Source organism: Fibrobacter sp., assembly GCA_024399065.1.
Lineage (GTDB): Bacteria > Fibrobacterota > Fibrobacteria > Fibrobacterales > Fibrobacteraceae > Fibrobacter.
On record JAKSIB010000001.1, the window covers coordinates 179,231 to 204,665 of the forward strand.

At 49.2% G+C, this 25,435-nt stretch carries 20 protein-coding genes and 2 pseudogenes; 17 read left to right on the forward strand and 5 right to left on the reverse strand.

The window, feature by feature from the left end:
• Positions 1-33 precede the first annotated feature (33 nt).
• From MJZ25_00750 to MJZ25_00760, 3 genes are all read left to right on the forward strand, one after another.
• Complete coding sequence (locus tag MJZ25_00750) at positions 34-1,974, forward strand: carbohydrate-binding protein (protein MCQ2122696.1); 1,941 nt, start codon at positions 34-36, stop codon at positions 1,972-1,974.
• Between the two features lie 204 nt (positions 1,975-2,178).
• The gene (locus MJZ25_00755) at positions 2,179-3,969 is read left to right on the forward strand and encodes a carbohydrate-binding protein (GenBank protein MCQ2122697.1); all 1,791 of its coding nucleotides are present in this window, start codon (positions 2,179-2,181) and stop codon (positions 3,967-3,969) included.
• A gap of 64 nt (positions 3,970-4,033) precedes the next feature.
• Entirely contained in the window at positions 4,034-4,282 is a 249-nt protein-coding gene (locus MJZ25_00760) for a hypothetical protein (protein MCQ2122698.1), read from the forward strand.
• A gap of 165 nt (positions 4,283-4,447) precedes the next feature.
• On the opposite strand, the gene MJZ25_00765 is transcribed toward MJZ25_00760, so the two are convergent.
• Together MJZ25_00765 and MJZ25_00770 are read right to left on the reverse strand one after the other, a co-directional pair.
• The gene (locus MJZ25_00765) at positions 4,448-4,642 is read right to left on the reverse strand and encodes a T9SS type A sorting domain-containing protein (GenBank protein MCQ2122699.1); all 195 of its coding nucleotides are present in this window, start codon (positions 4,640-4,642) and stop codon (positions 4,448-4,450) included.
• A gap of 72 nt (positions 4,643-4,714) precedes the next feature.
• Positions 4,715-5,584 (reverse strand): annotated as a pseudogene (locus MJZ25_00770) (family 16 glycosylhydrolase).
• Between the two features lie 291 nt (positions 5,585-5,875).
• Here MJZ25_00770 and MJZ25_00775 point away from each other — a divergent pair.
• The 14 genes and pseudogenes from MJZ25_00775 to MJZ25_00840 all read left to right on the forward strand — a co-directional run bounded on the left by MJZ25_00775 (position 5,876) and on the right by MJZ25_00840 (position 22,343).
• Positions 5,876-7,762 carry a cellulase family glycosylhydrolase gene (locus tag MJZ25_00775; GenBank protein ID MCQ2122700.1) on the forward strand — a complete coding sequence of 629 codons (1,887 nt, stop codon included), beginning with the start codon at positions 5,876-5,878 and terminating at the stop codon, positions 7,760-7,762.
• Positions 7,763-8,046: 284 nt separating this feature from the next.
• The gene (locus MJZ25_00780; GenBank protein MCQ2122701.1) at positions 8,047-9,966 is read left to right on the forward strand and encodes an endo-1,4-beta-xylanase; all 1,920 of its coding nucleotides are present in this window, start codon (positions 8,047-8,049) and stop codon (positions 9,964-9,966) included.
• 381 nt (positions 9,967-10,347) lie between these two features.
• A complete protein-coding gene (gene rplM, locus MJZ25_00785; protein ID MCQ2122702.1) occupies positions 10,348-10,776 on the forward strand; it encodes a 50S ribosomal protein L13 in 429 nt (142 codons plus the stop codon).
• Between the two features lie 40 nt (positions 10,777-10,816).
• Positions 10,817-11,197, forward strand: a complete 381-nt coding sequence (gene rpsI, locus MJZ25_00790) for a 30S ribosomal protein S9 (protein ID MCQ2122703.1) — start codon at positions 10,817-10,819, stop codon at positions 11,195-11,197.
• Between the two features lie 228 nt (positions 11,198-11,425).
• Positions 11,426-14,053 (forward strand): hypothetical protein, encoded by a 2,628-nt coding sequence (locus MJZ25_00795; protein MCQ2122704.1) that lies wholly within the window; start codon positions 11,426-11,428, stop codon positions 14,051-14,053.
• A gap of 14 nt (positions 14,054-14,067) precedes the next feature.
• Positions 14,068-16,014 (forward strand): CotH kinase family protein, encoded by a 1,947-nt coding sequence (locus MJZ25_00800; protein ID MCQ2122705.1) that lies wholly within the window; start codon positions 14,068-14,070, stop codon positions 16,012-16,014.
• A 219-nt stretch (positions 16,015-16,233) separates the two neighbouring features.
• Positions 16,234-16,968, forward strand: a complete 735-nt coding sequence (gene rpsB, locus MJZ25_00805; GenBank protein ID MCQ2122706.1) for a 30S ribosomal protein S2 — start codon at positions 16,234-16,236, stop codon at positions 16,966-16,968.
• A gap of 2 nt (positions 16,969-16,970) precedes the next feature.
• Entirely contained in the window at positions 16,971-17,867 is an 897-nt protein-coding gene (gene tsf / locus MJZ25_00810; GenBank protein MCQ2122707.1) for a translation elongation factor Ts, read from the forward strand.
• 110 nt (positions 17,868-17,977) lie between these two features.
• Positions 17,978-18,685 carry a UMP kinase gene (pyrH, locus tag MJZ25_00815; protein ID MCQ2122708.1) on the forward strand — a complete coding sequence of 236 codons (708 nt, stop codon included), beginning with the start codon at positions 17,978-17,980 and terminating at the stop codon, positions 18,683-18,685.
• Positions 18,686-18,815: 130 nt separating this feature from the next.
• A complete protein-coding gene (gene frr, locus MJZ25_00820) occupies positions 18,816-19,349 on the forward strand; it encodes a ribosome recycling factor (GenBank protein ID MCQ2122709.1) in 534 nt (177 codons plus the stop codon).
• Between the two features lie 14 nt (positions 19,350-19,363).
• Positions 19,364-20,074, forward strand: coding sequence for an isoprenyl transferase (locus MJZ25_00825; protein ID MCQ2122710.1), 711 nt, complete (start codon positions 19,364-19,366; stop codon positions 20,072-20,074).
• Positions 20,067-20,951, forward strand: a complete 885-nt coding sequence (locus tag MJZ25_00830) for a phosphatidate cytidylyltransferase (GenBank protein ID MCQ2122711.1) — start codon at positions 20,067-20,069, stop codon at positions 20,949-20,951. The genes MJZ25_00825 and MJZ25_00830 overlap by 8 nt, the downstream gene beginning before the upstream one ends.
• Positions 20,952-21,055: 104 nt before the next feature.
• On the forward strand, positions 21,056-22,180 hold the full coding sequence (locus tag MJZ25_00835; protein MCQ2122712.1) for a GGDEF domain-containing protein: 1,125 nt from the start codon (positions 21,056-21,058) through the stop codon (positions 22,178-22,180).
• 103 nt (positions 22,181-22,283) lie between these two features.
• Positions 22,284-22,343, forward strand: a pseudogene (locus MJZ25_00840) (MerR family transcriptional regulator).
• Positions 22,344-22,450: 107 nt separating this feature from the next.
• On the opposite strand, the gene MJZ25_00845 reads toward MJZ25_00840, so the two are convergent.
• The 3 genes from MJZ25_00845 to MJZ25_00855 form a co-directional block, all read right to left on the reverse strand.
• A complete protein-coding gene (locus MJZ25_00845; GenBank protein ID MCQ2122713.1) occupies positions 22,451-23,875 on the reverse strand; it encodes an SUMF1/EgtB/PvdO family nonheme iron enzyme in 1,425 nt (474 codons plus the stop codon).
• 291 nt (positions 23,876-24,166) lie between these two features.
• Positions 24,167-24,814, reverse strand: a complete 648-nt coding sequence (locus MJZ25_00850) for a DUF4405 domain-containing protein (protein MCQ2122714.1) — start codon at positions 24,812-24,814, stop codon at positions 24,167-24,169.
• A 24-nt stretch (positions 24,815-24,838) separates the two neighbouring features.
• Entirely contained in the window at positions 24,839-25,318 is a 480-nt protein-coding gene (locus tag MJZ25_00855; protein ID MCQ2122715.1) for an NAD(P)H-dependent oxidoreductase, read from the reverse strand.
• Between the last annotated feature and the right edge of the window lie 117 nt (positions 25,319-25,435).

Here is a 25,435-nt window from a genome sequence, read left to right on the forward strand (position 1 = left end):
ATTTTAGGCATAGGTTGAATAAAAGGAGATGTTATGTTTGGGTTGAAAAAAACATTAAGTTTTGCCGCTGTAGCTGCAGCCATGTTTGCGGTTCAGGCAAATGCTCACCCCGATAGCTTGGTGCTTACGCCCCCTCTGGGCTGGAACAGCTGGAACGTGTTCCACGAAAACATTAACGAGAACCAGATCAAGGAAGTTGCCGACGCCATGGTTTCTTCTGGCCTTCGCGATGCAGGTTACATCTATCTGAACTTGGATGACAACTGGATGGATACCAAACGCGATGCCAATGGTGACCTTCAGAACCATCCCAAGACTTTCCCCAGCGGTATGAAGGCTCTGGCCGATTACATTCATAAGAAGGGGCTCAAGTTCGGTGTTTATGGCGACCGCGGTAAACGTACCTGCCATCACTATAACAGCAACTGGGACAGTGAAAACGGCTCCTACATGCACGAAGATCAGGACGCCAAGAAGTTTGCCGAATGGGGCGTTGACTACCTGAAGTACGATAACTGCGACCCGGCTCCCGGTTCCAACCAGGAAGCGGATTACACCCGTATGAGTAAGGCTCTCCGTAATTCCGGCCGTGACATCGTGTTCAGTATTTGCGCCTGGGAATATAAGGACTGGATGCCGAAAATTGCCCACCTGTGGCGTACCACTTTCGATATCGGCCCCGAATGGCGTTCTACCTCTTGGTACCGCGGCGTTTATGAAATTATCGACGCCAACAACAAGTACTGGCAGATTGCAAAGCCGGGTAACTGGAATGACCCGGACATGCTGGAAGTGGATAACAGAAACCTGACTTATGAAGAACAGAAGTCCCAGATGACCATGTGGTCCATTATGGCGGCTCCTATCATGATCAGTTCCGATGTCCGCAAGATGAGCGACCAGGTGAAGGACCTTTACCTGAACAAGGATATGATTGCCATTAACCAGGATTCCCTGGGCGTTCAGGGCCATCGCATTTCCAATGTGGACGGCAAGCAGGTCTGGACCAAGCCCTTGCGCAATGGTGACCTCGCTGTAGCCCTCCTGAATGACAATACCTCTACCCAGACTATCGAAGTTAACTTTAAGGATATTGGCGTAGAAGGCGAGGTGGAAGTCCGTGATGCTTGGCAGAAGAAGGATCTTGGTCCTAGATCTAGTGTTTCGGCAGAAGTTCCTGCTCACGGTTCTGTGTTGCTACGCCTTGTTGTAAAGCCGGTTCCCCGCGAACCGTTCAAGGGCAAGCCCTTTGCCATTCCGGGCAAGATTGAAATGGAAGATTTCGACATTTCCGGTACTGGCGCAGGTAACACTTCCTTCTACGAAAAAGATGCAGAAGATCACGGCGAAACCGATTACCGTAAAGGTACTGGCGTAGACATCTACAAGAAGGCTACTGGCTACATTGTTGGCTACAACCAGGAAGGTGAATGGCTGGAATACACTGTAAACGTTGCTGAAACAGGAGAATACACCATGTTTGCCGCTGTTGCCTCCGCCAACGAAACCTCAGGTTTCAAACTCTCTATGGATGGTGAAGACATTACCAAGGAAATCACCGTTCCGAAGGCAGTTTCTGGTGAAGATAATTATGATGACTACAACAAGGTTGAAGCCAAGGTGAATCTGACAAAGGGTGAACACATTCTTCGATTCACTGTGACTGGCGACTGGATGGATATCGACTACATCGACTTCACCAGTGATGGTGTTGACCCGAACCCCATTTGCAAGGACGCCGATGGCAACGTGGTTGATTGTACACAAGCTATTTCTGGCGCAGTCAACTTTGTTGCAAATTCTGCCCGCGATTTCAATGTGTTCTCTGCAACCGGTAAGCACTTGGGTCGCATCAATATGGTTGGCTCTAGCCGAGTTGCCGCAGAATCTATGAAGTCCGCTGGTTTTGCAAACGGTGTCTACATGGTCCGCGAAGTCAATGGCTTCAAGACCATGCAGGTACAAGTAAAGTAATTGTCTGACGAAGCATGGTAAGACATTAAAGTTCCGGGAGAAATTCCGGAACTTTTTGCTATTGATAAATCATCAAAGGAAGTTTTCGCAAAGGGCTTTTTTATGGCGCTTTATGAAAATATCTTTGATGTTGTGAGGTTGCCGTGGTGGGCTCCTCTTGGTTAGCGAGTGTTTTTGGGAAAACCTCGTATAGGGAGAAAAAAAATGGGATTTTCTAAGGTTTTAAAAGCGGCCTCCGTGGCAGCTTCCATTGCGGCAATATCTGCCACCAGTTCCTTCGCAGTTACAAATCAGTTCCGTGGTACAAACTGGGCTGACAAACGCGACAACTTCGTTTCCGATGTGTTGAAACTTTCCGGTATGACCGGAACTGAAGATTATCAGGCTGCCTATGCGCTGTCCGATCGTGTCATGAGCCAGTTTGTAGAAAAACTGGGCATCAACAGTTTGCGCATTCCTATTAACGAACCTACCGCTTCCAAGAATTGGAGCGCCTACAAGGGCATTATTGATGGTATTTTGGCTCATGGCCGTATGCTTATCGGTTACTGGGGCCCTGCACAGCCCGCTGGCCCCAAGAATATGGACGACTGGTGGAAAATGTGGGATACCGTTGTCAAGGAATACGGCAGCAATCCCGATGCCTATTTTGAAATATTTAACGAACCCCACATGTACAGCAAGACTGAACTTCGTGACTTGTACGCAAAGTGGCTGGCCCGTTATCCGGATCTTCCCCGCGATCACGTTTTGCTGGATGGTTCCGGCCTGGCATGGAATGTGCCTGATATTGCCGACGACCCCCGCTTTGACGGTTGCCTTTTTGCAGTGCACGAATACACCTTCTGGAACATGAGTATTACCACCGAACAGGGCTGGATGAACAGTTTCAAGGGCAAGGTGGGCAAGTATGCCGACCGCACCGTGGCTACCGAATGGGGTGGCGCCATGGGCCCTGGTGACAAGAACGGTGTCCATTACGAAATCATGGATTACAACGATCCCAATCCTAAGAATTACTTCATGGCTTACATTCGCGGCATGTCCGAGCAGCTGCGTCAATGGAAGATGGGTAGCTTCTACTGGGTGGGCCTCCGCGATGGGGACTGGTACAGCATGGTGACCCGTTCTGGGGAAGGTGCCAACACCACCTTGAATATTGTGAACCAGTCCGGTGTAGACCGCATGCAGTATTCCTGGACTGACACTGTTGAAGTGAAGCCTGTTCCCCAGGAACCGTTCAAGGGCCAGGCTCTCGCCATTCCTGGAACCATCCAGATGGAAGACTTCGATATTCCGGGCGTAGGCAAGGACAATGATTCCTACAAGGATGATTCTGAGAACCACGGTGATTCCGACTACCGTAAGGATACCGGCGTCGATTTGTACGCAAAGTCCAATGACCGCATTGTGGTGGGTTATAACCAGGCTGGCGAATGGCTGGAATACACTGTGAACGTCGCTGAAGATGGTGATTATACCATGTTTGCCGCCGTTGCCTCTGCAAATAATACTTCTAGCTTCAAGCTGTCCATGGATGGCAAGGACATTACCGATACCATCAAGGTTCCCCAGGCTACCGCTGGCGAAGATAACTACGATGATTACAATAAGGTCAGTGCAAACGTCACCCTGACTAAGGGTGAACATATCATGCGCTTTACTGTTACGGGTAGCTGGATGGATATTGACTATATCAACTTCGTAAAGGGCAAGGATGGCGAAGACGATTCTCCCATTCCTGGTAAGGAAGAAGAAAAGAAGGAAGAAGATGACAGTCAGTCTATCGGTTTCGCAGGCTCCTTGAACCTTGATTTCTCCGCATCCCAGGAATTCAATGTGTTCGCCGTTACCGGTAAGCACCTTGGTCGCGTCCAGCTCACAGGCTCCACTGCACAGGAACTCTCCAGTTCCCTCAAGGACGCAGGCTTTGCCAACGGCATGTACATGGTTCGTGGAAATCACGGCAATGTAACTCGCGTGCAGGTTAAGTAGTCTTGGGCTTATTCGCTAAGCCTAGAAGATCCTTTCATACACACTCCAGAAACCTTCCCCAGAAATGGGGGAGGTTTTTTGCAAAAAAAAGAACTTTTGGTTCCGTTGTTCTAAATGCTCCCGAAAATTTCTTGGGATTGCTGCTGTAGATCAGCCCGTAGTTGCCGAAGACGTAGCTAAGGTTGTCAAGGAAGATCCCCGTGCAGATCGCGCCAAGGAACGCTTTGAACGCAAGGATGCCAAGAAGGCGATTATGGCTGACCGTGATGCTGCCAAGGCTGAACGTAAAGCTAACCGCACAAAAGACATATAATGCCATAATCAATCACAAGAAAACCACAGAATTCGTTCTGTGGTTTTTGTTTTTTTGCAGAAAGCCTATGCCAAGCCAGGTTGGAAACGACTTTCGGCATTACAAAAAAGTACGGAGTCTGTTGCCAGGCTCCGTACGGGGGTGTTTTTGGGTGTTTTTGGGGCTCTACTTCTTCATGAATCTCAGGGTCTGCTTCTTGCTGCCCTGCTTGATATTCACGAAGTACTGACCTGCCGGCAACATTTCCACGGAGACCGTGTGGTTGCCTGCGTCAAAATTCTTTACTTCCCTTGCCACGACCTTACCCAGGACGCTTACGATTTCCAGGCTGACTTCGCCAGCGGAAGGAATGCTCAGCATGAGGGAAGAGTTCTTAACCTCTGCATGGAAGGCTGCGCTCTGGCCCATGGCTTCAATGCCCATGCCCGGAACACTGCTGGAGGACTGTGCCGGCCATACGGTATTGCTGGAGGAAGATGCGGGCATCGGAGCACTGCTGGAAGACTTCGGCTGCGGAGCGCTGCTAGAAGACTTGGGCTGCGGTGCTATGCTGCTGGAGCTTGCCACAGGGGAGGCTTCGTTATCTACGGGCACCTTGCCGGTGAAACGTTCCTGACCCTTTCTAGTGAGGGCGAGGATCAGCATGCCATCCTGGGAGTAAATGTTGTTTTCGGTAAGGTCTACGCGGTTGCCGTCGAAGGTCCAGTCACCCTTGCCCCAGCGGGAGGAATTAAAGGTGTCGAAATTGTCGGTCCAATCCAAGGTAAAGTCGGAACCGTTGGGACCCTGGCCCGGAGTGTACTTGTAACGCTTCACCCAGTTGATGAACTGGAACACCGGCAACTGGTCTGTGGCAAAGTTGCCGACCCATTCCACGGATTCAGAGGACCACAAGTTGAAGCGGATGCCCTGTGCCTTGGTCAAGTTTGAAACCTGGCCGCCAACATCCTTACGAACTTCCTTGCCGTCCAGAGTCCAGCGGACATAATCCGGGGTCCATTCCAAACCGTAAGTATGGAAGCCTGCGTTTGCTGCGGGGCTAACAGAGTGATGCTTTTCGCTAGTGACCTGTGCACCGGCTCTACCGGTGATGATGTTGGACTGGAAGCTGCCCGGATTCTTGCCCAGGACTTCAATGTCCACTTCCACCCAGGGGCGGCCATCGGCAATTTCGGAGCCGTTGGCATAGAGGAACATGGAGCTGACGGTTCCGGAGATTGCGCCCATGTACATACGGGCTTCGTACTTGCCGTACATCCATTCGTCAAGGCTGTAAAGTTCTGCGCCGGAAAAGTCTTTTGCCATTGCGTTACCCATAAAAAGAACAGAAACTGCTGCCGCTGCGGCTAATTTCTTGAGACTCATAGTGTCCTCTCTTGGTTTTTCCCATACGTTGTCTAAAAATAAAATGAACTATGTGCTCAGAATTCGCTTGCAAGATTTAAAACAAACAGAGTGTATCAACTGTGTTTGTTTTTAGTCACTTTTGGATAAAATGTCCATGGGATAAGCAAAAAAACAGCTAAAATTCGCCGCTTTGTGAAATAACTTTAACAAAAAGGAAGTTTGGGATATCCCCAAAAGGAGTGATTTATGAGTAAGATTATTTCTATCGCCATTGCAGGTCTCGCTGCTGCATCCGTTTCCCATGCAGCTCTTGCTGATGGTGGCGCCAAGTTCCTCGGCAACATTACAACCAGTAGCCAGATTCGCTCCGATATGGGAACCTACTGGAACCAGATTACCAACGAAAACGGTTGTAAGTGGGGGTCTATCCATTCTACCGATGCCAATGGCAATAGCGTATTCAATTTCAACGGCTTTGATAGCTGCGAAAATGGTTATAAGTGGGCTAAGGCTGAACCGGGCCGTACTTTCAAGTTCCACGCCTTGATCTGGGGTTCCCAGAAGCCTAATTTCCTCTGCACCAAGAAGAACCCGGGCATTACCAAGGAAAAGACCTTGAAGTACATTACCGAATGGTTCGATGCCGTGGCAGCTAAGTTCCCGGATCTTGAATACATTGATGTTGTTAACGAAGCAATCTGGTCTGGTGACCCGGTGAACGGTAACTATCACTCTGGCTATAGCAAGCCTGCTGCAGGTGCCGAAGGCATCAGTACCGACGACCCGGAATGTGGAGGCACCTATATCGTTCAGGCTTTGGGTGGAGACGACATCGTCAACAACAAGCACCAGTACAATTTCGTGAAGAAGGCTTTCGAAATGGCCCGTGAACGCTGGCCCAAGGCAAAGCTCATCTATAACGACTATAACACCCTCTCTTGGCAGATGAACGAAGGTATCGAAATGGTGCAGACCCTGCTCAAGAACGGCGCTCCCATCGACTTCTACGGCCAGCAGGCCCATGACTGTAAGGGTATGAGCAAGTCTGATTTCGAAAGCAAGCTCACCCGAATCCATAACGAAACTGGTCTTCCGTTGCTGATCTCCGAATACGATATCGGCGAAGCTGACGACCAGAAGCAGAAGAATGACTATGCAAACCAGATTCCGTTCATGTGGGAAACCCCGTGGATCGGCGGTATCACCATCTGGGGCTACATCAATGGTGCCACCTGGGCTGCAAATACCGGTATCATGGAAAAGGACGGCAGAAAGCGTCCGGCAATGGTTTGGCTTGAAGAATATTTCGCAAATAACCTGGACAAGGGTAAGAACGAAACTGCTACTCCTATTGAACCCGTTCCGCAGGAACCGTTCAAGGGTGCTCCTATTGCAATTCCGGGCAAGGTTGAAGTGGAAGACTTCGATAAGTCTGGCGTAGGTAAAGATGAAGCTGGCAACAGCAACATTTCCTACAGCGAAAAGGATTCCGAAAACCACGGTGATGTAAAGGACTACCGTGCAGACGCTGCTGGCGTTGACCTTTACAAGAAGGCTACCGGCATTATCCTCGGTTACACCCAGGCTGGCGAATGGCTGGAATACACCGTAAACGTGGCTGAAACCGGTACCTACACCATGTTTGCCGCTGTGGCTTCTGCTGGTGGCTCCGCATTCTCCCTCTCCATGGATGGCGAAGCTATCACCAAGACCATCGAGGTCCCCAAGGCTGCTGAAGGTGAAGACAACTACGATGACTACAACAAGGTCACCGCAAACGTGAACCTCACCGCAGGTAAGCACGTCCTCCGCCTCAACATCGAAAAGGACTGGATGGATATCGACTACATCACCTTCAAGGCCGGCGAAAATGCCGAAGATGATGAGCCCATCACCAAGGACCCCTCCGCAGCCATCAAGCCTGTTGTGCAGAATGCCCAGCTTAACACGGTCGCCCGCGATGACTACGACCTGTTCACCATGGATGGTGCTTTTGTAAGCCGTCTTACCGCCTACGGTATGGATGCCGCTGTTGAAACGGTCAAGCAGAATGGTGCTGGTGTGGCCAAGGGTGTTTACTTCCTCCGCTCCAAGGCCACGGGCAATCTTCAGACCGTCCGTATCGCAAAGTAAGCGAAAAGCTTGAAAAACCATAAAATATGGCTCCTTTCGGTAGAAAGGGGTCGTTTTTTTATGGATAGACGTAGATAAATTGTGTGGAAAAAACTTTTTACTGTTGTCTAGAAATGACTGAAAATGCCTGAATTTATGTAAAAAACGATGATTTTGCCTGTTTCTTTGCGGTATGGACAATTTGTCCATAGAACCATGGCGCAGATGGGGTCCGATATTCCATTTTGGAGGATAGATTTGAATTCAGGTGTATGGGTAAAACCCATAAAAAGGATGGATGTAGTATGAAAAAACAAATTTCTCTTGCTGCGATTGGGTTGGCTACAGCTATGGCTGTGCCGGCTTTTGCTGGTCCGGGTCTCGCCGATGGAGCTGCAAAGTTCGTCGGTAACATTACACAGTCTAACACCGCTCCTGGTCCTAACGATACGTACACCAAGCTGTGGAACCAGGCTACTGCTGAAAACGGCTGTAAGTGGGGCTCTATCGAAGGCACCCGCGGCCGCTACAACTGGGCTGGTTGCGATGCAGCCTATAACTGGGCAAAGAACAACGGCGGTCACTTCAAGTTCCATGCTCTTCTCTGGGGTTCTCAGTATCCTGGCTGGCTCGAAAGCTTGAGCGTCGATGATACCAAGAAGGCCATTACCGCATGGTTTGATGCTGTAAAGCAGCATTATCCCGATCTTGAAATGATTGACGTGGCAAACGAAGCTATTCGTACTGGCAATGGTCAGTATCATTCCAACTATACCAAGACCAAGATTATCCAGGCTATGGGTGGCGATAACAATGGTGACTACGCCTTCCTTACCACAGCTTTCAAGATGGCTCGTGAACGTTGGCCCAAGGCAATCTTGATCTATAACGACTATAACACCATTCAGTGGAACGTGGACCAGGGTATCAACCTGATCAACACCATCAGAAAGAATGGCGCTCCTGTTGACGGTTACGGCCTCCAGGCTCACGACTTGATGAGCCAGGGTGGTGGCGCCAACGGTACTGGTGGCGGTGGCGCTTGCCTTGCTTACAGCACCTTCAAGTCCACCATGGAAAAGATCCATAGCCAGACTAACAACTTCCCGATTTTCATTTCTGAATACGACATTCCTACCACGGATGATAACGTTCAGGAACAGTGCATTAAGGAACAGTTCTCCTACTGGTTTGAAGATCCTTATGTAGCCGGCATTACTTTCTGGGGCTACATCTATGGTCAGACCTGGCTCAACTGTAACAATACTGCAAATGGTTGCTCCGGTCTCATCAAGAATGGTCAGGACCGTAAGGCTATGACCTGGTTGAGAAACTATCTCAAGTCCAACAAGGGTGTGAACACCACTGGTCTCGCAGGTGGCACCGTGGTTGATCCTGAACCGCAGACCCCGTATGGCGGCAAGGCTGCTGCAATTCCGGGCAAGATTGAAGCCGAAAACTTCGACGTTCCGGGTAAGGGCGTTAACGCAGACGGTACTTCTAACCAGTCTTACAGTGTTGCAAACAGCGGTAACGGCAACTCCGACTACCGTAAGAACGAATCCCCCAACCTCTATAAGGGTGCTACTGGCGTCGTCATTGGTTACAACAACAACGACAACTGGTACGAATACACTGTAGAAGTTGCTGAAACTGGTACTTACACCATGTACGCAGCTGTTGCTTCTGGTGCAGGTGGCGCATTCACCCTCTCCATGGATGGCAAGGCTATCACCGAAAGCATTAGCGTTCCTGCAGCAGTTGGTGGTACCGACGTGTTCACCGAATACAACAAGGTCTCTGCTGATGTGAACCTCACCGCAGGCAAGCACATCCTCCGCCTCACTGTTGCCAAGGAATATTTCGATATCGACTACATGACCTTCGTCAAGAAGGGTGAGGCTGATCCGGAACCGCTTTCCAGCTCCTCTAACGACGTTCCGACTACCACTACTTCTAGCTCTTCTGGAACAACTCCGGGCGTTGCTGGCTCTAGCTCCTCTGCTGTCATGGCAATTGGTGTAAGCCTCGACTATGAGTTCGAAACTCTCCAGGCCTTCGACGTGTTCGATGTGAACGGCATGTTCATGGGTCGCCTCAGAGCTTACAGCTTCAACCAGGCTATCGAAACTGTCAAGTACAGCGACGTGAAGTTTGCTAACGGTACGTACTACGTCCGTAATAAGGATACCAAGCAGATGCAGTCCTTCCGCATCGCTAAGTAAAGTTTAGGACCAGTTCCTTCAAGAACCTAATCCAAAACACCAAACAAAATGTCCTAAGGCGAATGTCTTAGGGCATTTGTTTTTTTATGCGTGGGGAGTGCCTTTGCGCTGCTCTCGGCTTGCATGTCATGGACACTATGCGCCAGTCGTCCTGGAGCGTAGCGATCGGAACTCAATAGGGGCCAATAGATGGTTAAATAGCGTATTTTGCTATGTTAATTATTATAACTATATCAATTAATAGAACTAAAAACCCATAAACTACGGACTTTTTTCAAAAAATAAACTTTTTTATCCTTGCAACCCTTGGAAAAACCTACTACATTTGTCCAAGCATTTCACGGGGCAGGGTGCCCCGGAATAACTAACAAAAGGATTTACATGAAGACCATTACGGTAAACCCGAAGAACGTCGAACGCAAGTGGAAGCTTGTGGACGCCGCTAACAAGCCGATGGGTCGCGTGGCAACTGAAGTTGCTCGTCTCCTCATGGGTAAGCATAAGGCCATCTTCTCCCCGAACGTCGATACTGGCGATTTCGTGGTTGTGATCAACGCTGAAAAGGTTGCTGTGTCTGGCAACAAGAACCTGCAGAAGGAATACTTCCACTACACTGGCCACATCGCTGGTGAACGCTGGATCAACTTCGCAGATCTCTTGGCTAAGCACCCGACCGCACCGCTCGAAGCCGCTATCTGGGGCATGCTCCCGCACAGCGCTCTCGGTCACAAGATGATCAAGAAACTCAAAATCTATGCCGGTGCAGAACATCCGCACGCAGCACAGAATCCTGAAGTCGTAGACTTGTAAAACGGAGGATACCTATATCGCTACCGCAAAGAATAAGAAGATCTACCGTGGCACTGGCCGTCGTAAGAACGCTATCGCTGCTGTGATTTTGAAGCCGGGTACCGGCAAGCGCACTATCAATGGTCGTGATTTCAAGGATTACTTCCACTCTGAAGTGCAGAACATGATTGCAAATCTTCCGTTCGCCATCCTCGGCAACGCAGAAGAATGGGACGTCGAAGTTACCGCTCGTGGCGGTGGCATCGCTGGCCAGATGGGCGCTGTCCGTCTCGGCATCTCCCGCGCACTGGTTGCTAACGACGCAGAAGTGAAGCCGGCTCTCAAGAAGGAAGGCCTCATGACTCGCGACGCTCGTGCTGTTGAACGTAAGAAGTTCGGCCGCAAGAAGGCTCGTAAGCACTTCCAGTTCTCCAAGCGCTAATCTTTACGATTTCGTTTGGAAAAGCGAATGCTTTTCAAAAGACGCTCTGCTCACGCAGGGCGTTTTTTTTGTCAAAGGCCTTTTCATCAGCGAATTTCAGGGAAGCTCCCGCATTGTGGGGGGTTCTTTTTTTTGTGATTTTGAACAAAGTACTGTTAGTTTAGATGTAGTCAAATTGTATCCCAAAAATTATATTTGTAAAAATTTTTTAAGAAGGGAAAATTTGGAATGAAAGGTTTGGAAAAATTCTTGCCGGCATTGGCTTTTTTGCCGCTCTTGATGCTTGTTGCCTGTGGCGATGACGATACCGGTGACTCATCCAATAAGGACAAGGAACCTTCCGCAGATTTTGGCTATTACGAATCCGTTGATGACTTGCCGGAATGTACAGATAGCTTGTCGGGCGATTTCGCAAAAGTGGAGGAAGACTACTACGCATGTTCCGAGGGCTCCTGGAAGAAGGTTTCCGCCTTTGCCAATGGTGTCTGCAATGTCCAGGAATGCGATGATTCCATGGATGGCAAATACGCCTACGTGAAATACAATCGTAAGACTTACCAGTGCGTTGCCGGCGAATGGCTTGATCACGAAAGCAAGAGCTTTACGGAGAAGGAATACGTGGCTTGCTATATCGATGCCATTGTTAGCGATTCTGCCGATTCCATGGAAGACTTGCCCACTTGCGACGAGTCCCTGGAGAATAGCATCGCAAAGGTTTCCGAAAAACTCTACGCCTGTTCCTTCGAGAAATGGATGGAACTTTTGGATGAAGTGGTGGCTGAATCCGACTTGCCCGCTTGCGAAAAGGATGGCTCCAGCGTGTTTGTCCTTGGCAAGATGAAGAACTATATCTGCAAGGATGATGCCTGGTACGTTGATGGCAAGGCTCTTGTTTCCAAGGACACAACCTCCAAGGATACGGTCCCTGTCGTAACGGACAGCACGAAGGTCCGTGGTATCTGTATGCCTTCCGTAAGCAACGCAGAAAAAAATGAAGAAGTGAAATGGCGCTTTATCAACATGGGCGGCACCGTTGGCACATACCTCTGGCTGCTTGACGAAGATTCCGTCAGCACGAAGGCCTCTCCCAAGATGTCCTACAGTAAAGCTGGTGTGAAGAGGGCAAGACTTCTTGTGAATGACGGCATGCCTTCCCAAAGTGATGAAATTGTCTGCTCCAGCTTGAATGTTATTGCAACCCCGATTGCAAGCTGCGTTTGCTCTGTTTCCAAGTCGAAGACAAGGGTTGTTTCCGAGGAGGCTCCTGATACAGTATCCTGGTCGATCCAGGGTTGTGAAGGTGGTGATGAATTTTTCTACAAGTGGAAAAACGTCCGCGGCTCCGGTGCAGAAGTTTCCGTAATTGCCATTAATTCGGGTACCTATTCCCCGAAGGTTGAAGTTCGAAATAATGACGGCTCCTTGATGAACGTGACTTGTCCGTCCGTGTCTTTCAGCGGTGTATTGTCTGCTCAATGCAGTATCTCTAAAATGAAGGACGGTGCCTGGACATTCTCGTTTGATGATGTTGCGAATGGCAGTAGCAGCATGAAGTTTACGCTTGTCGGCGATAATTTTGAAAGCGAACCCATTACGTATTCTTACTATTCCAATAACAGTTATGTTGTGAAGTCTGCTTATCCTGAGTCCAGCTCCAGTGAAGTTGTCGTTCCTGAATCCAGCAGCTCTGAAGAGCCCGTTGTTGAATCCAGTTCCAGCGAAGAAATCGTGGTGCCTGAATCCAGCAGCTCCGAAGAGGAAATTGAATCCAGCTCCAGCGAAGAAACTGAACCGGAGTCCAGCAGTTCTGAAGAAGAGGCTGAATCCAGCTCCAGCGAAGAAGCTGAACCGGAATCCAGCAGCTCCGAAGAAGAAATTGAATCTAGCTCCAGCGAAGAAGTCGCGGTAGCCGAGTCCAGCTCTAGCGAAGAATTTGAACCTTTCGATCTGCCTGTGTTAACCCCGGCTCCTCTCACCATGGACATTGAGGATGAAAACGCCAAGGTGTACTCTTATGCCCTGCTTTATAATTCTGATACGCTCTGCGTAGCTGCCACAACCTCTTGCGGCCCCTACTATGAATCCTCCATTCCGAAGGGCGGTAGCATTAGATGGTACTCCAGCAGCATGAACGGCTTTACTCCCAAGACCTATTCCTGGATGTTCAGCGATGGTCAGACATCTACCGCGGAACAGCCCCGCATGACGTTTGACAAGTCCGGTCTTATTAAGGCTAAGCTTCTTGTGGACAAGGGCCTGCCTACAGAAAAACTGATTACCTGTTCTTCCCTGAATGTGGAAAAGGCTGCCATTGAGGGCTGCTCTTGTGGAGCCCCCGCGCTGGTTTCCCGTTCTGATGACCTGGCTGTCAATACGGTTCAGTACAAGTGGAACATTGAAGGTTGCCAAAGCGCTGGCGCAGAACCGTTGAGTTACGTCTGGAATGAATTCGGAAAGGATAACGAAACCTCTGCAGTGGGATCCTTCGCCGCTCGAGGAACTTATGGGCCTACGGTCTATGTTACCAATGCAGACGGCAGAACCGTGGATGTCAACTGTGAATCTGTCAAGGTGGAAGACAGTGATAATCCGGTGGAGGAATTGGTTGATTTCCGTTCAGGCTCCTTGACTGCGGGAAAGTATGAACTGAAGAATTGTTATTACTCTAGCCGAAATCAGGTACAAATCCTGGTTCGTTCCAACACCGTGGGCTGCGAAAGCTGGTTCAAGACTTCTTATCAAAGTTTTTCCAATTTCTCATCCTACCGTTGCGAAGGCTATTTGAATGGCGTCGAATTGCCTGCTACAATCATGGTGCCCCAGGGCGACACTTTGATGATTCAGAATTGTAACTAGCAGAGGGCGACAATATGAAGATGCTTGAAAATATGAAGTATGCACTGTTCGCCTTTAGCACCATGCTGGTTCTTTCTGGCTGTGGTGATGACGAACCGTCCCGCTCCAATAATGACGATGCTGATATTTCCGTTGTAGATAGTATCGCCTATCAGGATTCTCTCTATTCCTGGTTTATGGACAACAAGGTGAACCGTGAAGATTCCGGTGAAAACGATAGTGACTTGCCGGATGCTGGTGACGATGAAGATGAAGCTATCGTTGATTCAGCTGTTTTGCTTCCCCCTGCAGGTTTCTATGAGCCATTCAAGATTCCCGTTCCGGCGCCGAAGTTTGGCGGAGAAATTCGCTGTGGCGGTTATGGTGAAACGGTTCAGAGGTATGAGAATTCTTGGCCTTTCGAAGAACCTCAGGAAATCAATGAAACAATGGAGTTACGTTGTTCCGAATTCGTGGATGGAGAGCCGGTAAGAACATCTACCCAGACATATTTTGTGAGTGAAGAAGTTTCCATGCCGGTGGTGGCCATCAGCGTTGATTACCGTAGCATGTTCGACGAAACAGTCGGCTATTACCGACAGGGAGCTGAACGCTGCTACGAAGAACCTTGCCGCAATGCGAACTACTGGCAGGACAGGGAACTTCCTGTTCATGTGGAATTCTTCGAGAACGGCAGCCGTTCCGCAGGAAAGGCTTGGGAAATCGATGCAGGTCTTTCCATTATGGGTGCCTGGAGCCGTATGGAAGACAAGAAGTCTGTCTCTATTTCCATGCGCAAACAGTATCAGGACGGCCGACTGAAGTATCCGATTTTCAAGACCCGTCCCAAGGACAAGAAGTTCAAGGGATTCAACCTGCGTAATAATGGAAACCGTTTCGTGGGAGACTACATAGAAGATGCCATGCTCTCCAGTCTTCTGGAAGGCAGCGGCGTGGATTACCAGCGCAGCCGTCAGGTAGTGGTTTTCTACGATGGCAAGTATTACGGAATCCACGATTTGCGTGAACGTATCAATGAACACTTTATCGAAACCAATTACGGTATTGATTCAAAGGTTGTGGATATGGTCAAGCACGTGAAGGACACCCTCTCTGTTAGTGGGGGCTCTGCTGATGAATATGCGAAACTTCTTGTTAAGATTCATGCAAACGATTTCAGTGGGGTGAACAATAAAAGCTATGCAGAAATCCGTGAAATCATGGACGTCGCAAATTATGCCGACTACATGACTGCCGAGATATACTACCATAATGGCGACTGGCCCGATAACAATGTTCGTGCATGGCGAGCACCAGGCGTTCCCTTCAAGTTCATCATCTTTGACTTGGACCACGGCTTTGGCTGGGACTGGCATGTTAATGGTTTTGAATATATTGACCACAACATGTTCAGTTGGATCAAACAGGGTGGACACAATGAATGCAACGGTATAGGTTGCTTTGCCGAAATTTATATCAAGCTGTCTGAGAATCCTGACTTCAGACGTCTGTTTGCAAACCATGGCGCAGTGATGCTGAGCCATTACTTGACTTACGATCGTGTGGTTGAAGCGACCAACTCCATGACAGCTACGATTCCTTCTGCTGACATGGAAAGGGATCAGGCCCACTACAAGAATGGCCGTCGATCTTATCATGCCTTTGACAAAACTGGTGCAACTTTAATCTCCTATGCGAAAAAACGCACGGAAATTGTCCGTGACGAATTCCGCGAAGAATTTGGCTTGGGACCGGACATCGAGGTGACTATTACCGCCGACGGTAAAGGCGAAGTTCGACTGGATGACATGAAACTGCCCAGTTCCAATTTCACGGGAACGTTCTTCCAGGGTAACGACATGCTTCTGGAAGCAGTCCCTGTAGATGGAGCCGAGTTCAAGGAATGGGAGGATGGCTCTACCAAGAATCCCCGTCTGGTCTCCCCGAAGGATGGCTCATCTTACAAGGCTATTTTCAAGTAACCCCCGGATTTTGACTAAACGGCCCCCTTCAAAGGGGGCTTTCTTTATGTTGAATCCTTTGACCCTAGCCCTGTTTTTACTAAATTTACCGCCAACCTGGGCAATTACGCCTGGGCGTAAATCAAATCACCGGTTTGTGAGAGTTGCTTCGGTGGCACACTGTGCTTTGCAACTTAGTCGCACTCCGGGTAGTAACAACCGAAAAAAAGGAATAATACTATGGCAAATCTGCCTTCCGTTGAAGATCTGCTCGCTGCAGGTTCCCACTTTGGTCACCAGACTCAGCGCTGGAATCCGAAAATGAAGCCCTACATCTTGGCTGAAAAGAACGGCATCTACGTTCTCAACCTGTCCAAGACCCGCGACCTCCTCGAAGCCGCTGCTGCAGCTGCAAAGAAGATCTCCGAATCCGGTAAGACCGTTCTCTTCGTTGGCACCAAGCCGACTGCTCGTCAGTGCGTTCTCGACGCTGCTGCTTCCTGCAATCAGTTCTCCGTGACCAACCGTTGGCTCGGTGGTATGATGACCAACTTCCAGACCGTCCGTAAGTCCATCAAGAAGATCGACAAGATCGACACCATGGAACAGGATGGTACTTTCCAGGCTCTCTCCAAGAAGGAAGTTCTGGACAAGACCCGTGAACGCGCTAAGCTCCTCGACGTTTTCGGTGGCATCCGTGAAATGGTGAACCTTCCGGGCCTCCTGGTCGTGACCGACCTCGCTCACGAAAAGATCGCCGTTGCTGAAGCTCGTCGTCTTCACATTCCTATCATCGGCATTTGCGATACTAACGTTGACCCGACCCTCGTCGATTTCCCGATTCCGGCAAACGACGACGCAGTGAAGTCCATCAAGCTCATTGTTGACTACATTGCCGCTAACGTTGCTCCGCGCTCCGCTGACAAGAAGTCCAAGGAAGAAGTTAAGAAGTTTGATAACGGTGAGGATAAGTAATCATGGCCGCTATTACCGCTTCTCTCGTTAACGAACTCCGTCAGAAGACTGGCGTGGGCATGATGCAGTGCAAGAAGGCCCTCACCGAAACTGATGGCGACATGGACAAGGCTGTAGAACTCCTCCGTAAGCAGGGTGCTGCTGTTGCTGCAAAGCGCGCAGACAAGGCTGCTAAGGAAGGCCGTATCTACCTCATCGAAACTGCAGACAAGGCTGCTGCTTTCGAACTTTCCTGCGAAACTGAACCGGTTTCCAACAACGAAGACTTCGTTGCTCTCGCTGACCTCGCTGTTAAGGCTGTCGAAACTCAGGCTATCGCTTCTGTCGAAGACCTGAAGAACGCAGTTGTTGACGGCAAGAAGATCAACGACGTGCTCCAGGACGTTCTCGTGAAGATCCAGGAAAACATCGACTTCCGTAAGTTTGCTGAACTCAAGAAGTCTGCAAACTCTGTCTTCGGTGTTTACAGCCACATGAAGGGCAAGATCGGCGTTATCACCGAACTCGCTTACGAAGGCTCTGCCGACGAAGCTGCTCTCAAGGCTGCTGCTAAGGACATCGCTATGCAGGCCGCTGCTTTCGCTCCGGTTGCATTGAACGACGCTGCAGTTCCTGCTGAAACCATCGAAAAGGAACGCGAAATCGCTCGCGCCCAGATCGAACTCCAGGCTCAGCAGACTGGTAAGGCTACCAAGCCGGAATTCGTTGAACGTCAGCTTGACGGCCGCGTTGCTAAGGTCCTCAAGGAAATCGTTCTCGAAGACCAGGAATTCTTCATGTCTGAAAAGAACCCGAAGAAGCTCGCTGTCAAGGACTACCTCCAGGAAGTCGTTGCTAAGCAGCTCGGTCTCTCCAGCCTGAAGGTTGTGAACTTCATCCGCTTCGAACGCGGTAACTAAGAAGTAGAGAGAAATCTCTAGTCCTTTTAGAAAAGGACCGTTCCCTTGGGAGCGGTCTTTTTTTTTGAGTTTAATCTTTACTATATTGAGTTCCAATACGGAGTTTTATTATGGCGAAGTTTAATAGAGTTTTGCTCAAGTTGAGCGGTGAAGCTTTGGCCGGAGCCAAGGGTCATGGAATTGACAACGACATCCTGAACGAAATGGCATCTGAAATTGCCGACGTCGTTCGTAAGGGTGTAGGTGTTGCCCTGGTCATTGGTGGTGGTAACATGATTCGTGGCGTAAGCGCCAGCGCAGGTGGCATGAACCGTGCCCAGGGTGATGCCATGGGTATGCTTGGTACCGTGATGAACGGCCTTGCCATGCAGGACGCCCTGGACAAGCAGGGTATCAATTCTGTGGTCATGAGCGCAATTCGTATGGAACCCATTTGCGAATTCTTCAACCGTCGCCGCGCAATTGAACTTCTTGCCAATGGCTCTGTGGTTATTTTCTCCGCAGGCACCGGCAATCCTTTCTTCACCACCGATAGCTGTGCAGCACTTCGCGCCATTGAAAGCGAATGCGACGTGATCATGAAGGTGACCAAGGTGGATGGCATCTATTCCGCCGACCCCATGAAGGATCCTACTGCAACCCGCTTCGACGACATTACCTACCAGGAAGTCATCGCCCGCGGACTTAAGGTGATGGACACCGCTGCAGTTGCACTGTGCATGGAACACAATATGCCCATTTTTGTGTTCAAAATGGAAAAGGGCTGCTTGACTCAGGCTGCCGTTGAAGGTAATTTAGGAACACTGGTACATTGTTAATGGAGTAAGAAGTGGTTAGTGTTTAGTGGTTAGCTTTGAGGGAAGATGAAACCTCCTGAACCACTGTTTACTAACCACTGTTTACTAACCACTAACTGCATTTCATATCTTTATTCTAAAAGGTTTTATTATGGCAGATTATTCTGAAAAGATGGCTAAGGCTGTTGAAGCTACCGAACGTGAATTCACCAAGATCCGTGCTGGTCAGGCTTCTCCCGCAATCCTTAACGACATCCGCATCGACTACTACGGCACTCCGACCCCGATTTCTCAGGTTGCCAAGGTTTCCGTTCCGGAACCGCGCATGCTTCTCGTCGCACCGTGGGAAAAGTCTCTCGTGGACCTCATCGAAAAGGCTATCTACGCCGCTAACATCGGTCTTACCCCCATGAAGGACGGTAACTCCATCCGCGTCAGCCTCCCGATCCTCACCACCGAACGTCGTCAGGAACTGGCTAAGATCGCTCGCAAGCATGCAGAAGACGGCCGCGTTGCAATCCGCAACATCCGCCGCGATGCTAACGACGCCATCAAGAAGGACAAGGAAATGCCGGAAGACGAAGCCAAGAAGCAGCAGGACGAAATCCAGAAGGCTACTGACAAGGCTATCGCTCAGATCGACGCTCTCCTTGCCGCTAAGGAAGCAGACATTCTTAAGGTTTAATTAGGGCGAATCGCGTGGCTAATGAACTGAGACATGTTGCCATTATCATGGACGGTAATGGCCGCTGGGCCAAGAGCCGAGGCCTCGAACGTTTCCTGGGACACCGCAAAGGTACCCAGGCTACTATCGATGCTGTTGAAGTTGGTGTGAACCTGAACTTGGAACACATGACTTTGTATGTGTTCAGCTCCGAGAACTGGGGCCGCCCCACCAAGGAAGTGGAATATTTGATGGGCCTTCTCATCGAGATGGTCATCAAGGAAATTCCCGACCTGATGGAAAAGAACGTGAAACTCAAGGTCATCGGCAACATGGATCGCATTCCTGAAAAGCCTCGCGCAAAACTCCAGGAAGCCATTGACGTTACGGCAAACAATACTGGCATGCAGTTGAACCTGGCCATCTCCTACGGTGCCCGTCAGGAAATTGTCGCTGCAGTCAAGTCCATTGCCGCTCAGGTCGCCGCCGGTGAAGTCAAGATCGACGACATCGATGAAAACCTGTTTGCAAACAATCTTTATCTGAAGGGCGCTCCCGATCCGGATCTCATTATCCGTACCGGCGGCGAATTCAGACTTTCCAACTATCTTCTTTGGCAGGCCGCCTATAGCGAATTCTACGTAACGGATACGTTGTGGCCCGACTTCACCAAGGAAGAATTCTTAAAGGCGGTGGAGTTCTTCAAGACTCGCGAACGCCGCTTTGGGAAGGTTCTCCATGAGTAATTTAGCACAGCGTTTGATTACCGCAGTCATCGCCATTCCTTTGGTGTTTGGCCTCCTGTGGTTTAATGATATTTCACGTATTGCACTGATGTGCTTCCTGGGTGGCGTTGGCGCCTGGGAATGGGCTGGTATGGCTCGCAAGATGTACCAGGGCCCGGATATGCGCGCCTATTCCTTTGTCGCATCCTTTGCATTGACCCTCGCATGGGCTCTTTCCAAGGGGGGCTTCTTTGGCTTGCCCGCAGTTCCCGGCGTTGTGGGTATGGCTTGCGTTATTATCCTGGCAGGCTATATTGCCATGGCCTACTCCAAGGTGGATATCGAAACTCTTTTCCCTTGGCTCGTGATGCACATCAGCGCTCCGCTGTATGTGGGTCTCTGGGGCGGTATGAACGTCCTTATGATGGGCAATGGTTCCCAGGGTCTGGAAAACTGCTATCCCTTTATTCTCGTGATGACCTCCATGTGGCTTTGCGATACCGTGGCCTACTTCTTCGGTAAGTTCGCTGCTGGCAAGGGCCCCTTTGGCCGTCATCTCTTTGCTCCCAGCATCAGCCCCAAGAAGACTTGGGAAGGCTCTGTTGCAGGTACCATCGCCACTGTTGCATGGGTAGCCTACTGGGCATCCTGTTCTTCCGCCTTGTCTGCATTCCATGTGGATATCAGTCTCGCCCAGGGTATTGTCCTTGGCATCCTGATTGCTGTTGCTGGCCAGGCAGGTGATCTCCTGATGAGTGCTCTCAAACGTTGGAGCGGTACCAAGGATTCCGGCAATCTTTTCGTGGGCCATGGTGGTGTTTTGGATCGTTGCGACTCCTTCCTCCTGGCTGCACCGATGCTCTACATCTTGCTGGATGTGATGGAAAAGGTATTGTAAGATCTGGATTGGATACCACGTCTGAACCATAGACTTTAAATGAGGAGGCGCTTTGCCTCCTTTTTTATATATATTGGTTATAAGTTAAAGTTTCGGGAAAGCTTATGGAATCACCGGTTGATATTCGAATGGCGCTTGGAACCGATATTATCGGCATGACTCTTGTGGTCGTGATGATTATCGGTAACGTCTGGCGTTTGCGCCTGAAAAACAAGGAAAGCCTGCTGCTTATCGCAATGCTTGGAACATGCTTTTCCTGCTGCTTGTCGGATCTTCTCGCTTTTGCTGCAGATGGTAGCAAGCATGAATACGCAAGGCAATTTGTCTATTTCACCAACACATGGCTCTACGCCTCCAATTACCTTTGCGCCTACAGCTGGCTTCTTTTCCTGAGGGAACATTTCAAGATTGAAATGACCCATACCCAGAAGTGGAGCCTCCGTGTGATGAAGGTTGTATTGATTCTCATGTTGGTCATAAACCTTTTCGTGCCCTTCATCTTTAGTGTCAACGAATACAATATTTATAGCCGCGAATTTGGTTACTGGATATACATTGCCTTTAACTACGGCATCGTGGTGAATTCCATTACGTTGTACTACAAGAACTACCGTCGCGACGGTTCCATACGTTTCTTCCCCATTTGGCTGTACATTGTACCCATTGTCATCGCGACGGTTATTCAGTCGCTCTGGTATGGTGTTTCCCTGATGGCTCCCTGCTTTGCAGTGGCTATCGCAGGTGCGTTCAACAGCCTTCAGAACGAACGCGTCTTCAGAGACAATCTGACGGGGCTGTTCAACCGTTCCTTTCTGGATTATGTGCTGTTCCTTTATTCCCAGCAGGGGCGTAAGGCTAGCGGCATTATGATTAGCCTTTGCGGATTTGAAAAAATCAACGAGCAATTCGGCCACGATGTTGGTGACAAGGCCCTGTGCCAGACAGCAGAAATCCTTAGGGAATCTGTGGGTAGCTGGGGTTCCATCCTCCGTTATTCCGGTGATGAATTTATTGTCATGGTGGATTCCCAACAGGATAACAACATCAGCAACTGCATTGAAAAGTTGAAAATGAACTTCGATAGGTTTAATCGTGAGGAAACGGGTGGTTATAAGCTTATTCCTGCAATCGGTGTGAAAAAACATAGCGGTGAAAAAGAAAATGCGAACCAGTTCCTGAATGGCCTTAAGGCTAGCGTGAAAACTGATAAGCAAAGAATTTCCCCTTGACCTAGAGAAAAGGGATACCATAACAAATAACGCTCGTGATGAAAAAAGCAAGGGTTTTAGCATTGGCGAAGTTGTAAAGCAAACCGGACTTTCTGCCCACACTCTGTGCTATTACGAAAAGGAAGGCCTGCTTCCTTTTGTCACCAAGAACAGTTCGGGACTTCGTGTTTATACTACAACCGATTTGCGATGGCTCAGCATGATTGAATGCCTCAAGAAAAAGCTCTTCGACTCTCCCGACGACTTTGACAAGAAGGTTCAAGAAGTGGGTTAGAGACCGTTTCTTTTAAGCCAGTTATCTATACGAGAATTCAAATCTCTTCCGCCGCTGTAGTAAAATTCAAAGGGAAATCCCACATAGCTTTTCTGCAGTTTCTTGTTCAGATCAGAAACGCTGTCGCCGTAACGGGTGCCTCCATGGCTTGAAAAACTGGCCACGGTCTTGCCTTTGAAATCGTAACTTTCCAGGAAAGTGAATACAGGCATGGGAATGGTCGCCCACCAGGTAGGATACCCCAGCAGGACAACATCGTACTTGGACATGTCCTTGATTTTAGTCTTGAGGGGCGGGCGGGCATCGCTGTTCAAATCCTTCTGGGTAACTTCGTAAATGCCACCGCGGTAAGGCTTCGCCATTTCGATTTCCACAAGGTCAACATTTCCGTCGCCGTACTTCTTTTTCATCTGCTTTGAAATGTATTCCGCGGCACTCTGGGTGTTGCCGGAATAACTGAAGTAGGCTACGAGAATTTTCGGATTTTTCGGAATGCTGATGACGTTGATTTCGGAATTGAATTTTGTTTCGATGATCTCGGCGGAATTCGCGGTGCCCTTGGTGTTGTCTGCGTTGCGTGCAATTCTGAAGCCCAGGTTCTGGTCGCTATCCAACGGGTTGGTGGCAGAACGGTAGGCACTTCTCAAGTGCTTTCCGAAATCGTTGTAGGCACCGCCGCGGTTCACTCGATAAATTCCAATGCGTGGCCCTGTAGGGTTCTGCTTTTCAGCTTCGTTATATTCGCCGTAATAGTCAAAGACCCATTCGCTGACGTTGCCGTGCATATTGTACAAACCAAATGCATTGGGCTTGTAGGAATTGACTGCGACGGGCTCGTCAATGACGGAGCCGGGCACCACATTCTTGTTGGTGTGATGCATGTAGTTTTCTTCAATCAGATACGGATAGCTTCCGTAATAGTTGGCGTCTTCAACGCGGTTCCATTTTCCCGTGCTGAAAACAGTTGTAGTTCCTGCGCGGTTGGCGTATTCCCATTCCGTCTCGGTAAGTAGGCGGTAGCCATTGGCGCTGCGATTCCAGGTGACGGTTATGTCGCGGGTTTTGCCAGATTCACCACGACTGACCTTATAGGCTTCCTGCAATCCTTCGGCACGACTTTTGACGTTGCAAAATTCAATGGCGTCGTAGTAGGTGACGTTTTGAACAGGGAGGTTTCCGCCCTTGAATGTGCTGGGATTCTTACCAGTGATTTTCTCGTAATCCTTCTGCTGGACTTCGTAGGCGTCCACATAAAAATCGCCGAGGGTAACTTGATGTTGCTTTTCGTCCAGTTGACGTTGGCGCTCCGTGGCGGGGCTTCCCATGGTAAATGTTCCGCCCTTTACAAGTACCATCTTGCTTTCTGCGAAAACAGAGATTGCAAGGCTTAAAATGCCCAAGGAAATGATTTGTCTTTTCATAAAACGACCTTTGTGAAATTTTAAAGATATGCGTATTTTTTTAGGTCCGTGAATTCAGTGAATGATTCTTATTCATGTTCCTCATGGATTTTTGTTTCTTGCGCTTGTTAACCAAATCGTTAACAAACAACCTCGAAAAAAACGCATTTTTGCAGTTCTTTGTTAACCAAATCGTTAACAAGTACTATACACATTGTTGCATGTCCTTACCTAATCAGACGTCTTTATTAAATAACAAACTCGGAGCATTTCGAAAATTTTTCCTCCGAAATTTTATGGATCGCGGATCGGTTAGGATCTCTTTAGAAGTTTCATTCCTAGATGGGTAACGACGCACATGCCTGCCGAAATTCCAAGCAACTGCAGTACAGCCGCGGTGACGCTTTCTGCGGCCATTTTCCAGCCGCCAGTCACGAACATGTACACGTAAAGTTCAGACTGTATAAATCCATAGACGCCTGCTGCAATCAGCAGCCCGTAGGCGATGTATAGCAACACCGTTTTCCAGGCACGACTACGGCAGAGATTTTCCAGCTTGTCCAGTTTTGTATCAAGATGGAATCCCAAATGGAAAAGCATCACCATAAAGCCCCAGCAGCAACTGGCCAAGTGAACCTCTCGGGCTGTCTGCGTCGCTTTCATAGGAGACCATTCAAAAACAAGTCCGGTCATAAAGATGGAGCTAATCGCCATGGTGATCATTAGGGCGAACAAAAGCCAGTCTGTTACGTTCATGGCGATACGTCGGGCGTTCCATTTGCCCTTGCTGATGGTTCTATAGAACCAGAAGTTCATCACGTGATGGACAATGAATAAAACGAAAAGCGAAATGCCTACGTAGCCATGACGGGTCAAGTCATGGATGGCGCCATAGCTCATGAGGTACAGAAAGCAACTGTACATCAGAACATCAATGACAATTTTCGCAATTCGTTTCATGGATGGCGCGACCCCAGACCAGAATTACTTCAAGTCTCCATCTACAAACTTCTTGATGTTCGCTTCGGAACCGTAATTGAACTCCTTTCCACCCTTGAAGATGGAACCCTTGGCAGCCTTTGCAATATCCTTACCACTGGGACCAAGTCCGCTTCCGCCACTGGTGCAGAGAGTAATCAGGTTCTTCTTTTCGAAGCTCTGGCTTTCTACAAAGGTGTACATGATCTTGGGTGCGTATCCCCACCAGATGGGGTAGGCGAGGATGACTGTATCGTAATCCTTCACGTCAATTTTGTTCTTGATGGCGGGGCGGCTCTTGGGATCGTTGCTCTCGATGGTGGAACGGGATTTCTTGTCGTGCCAATTCAAGTCTGCAGAAGTGTATGCCTGCGCAGGAACAATTTTGAACAGGTCGGCGCCAACAGCCTTGGCTGCTTTTTCGGCCATTTGCTTAGTGGTCCCGGTGGCGCTGAAATATACCACTGCGGTTTTTGCGTTTGCCATGCAGAATACTCCTAAGACAAGGGCTAAAATGACTTTTTTCATTTGAATGATCCTGACCATCGCACGGTCTAATAAATATGTCTACATAAAATATAAAATCTAGAGCTAGCTCTAGGT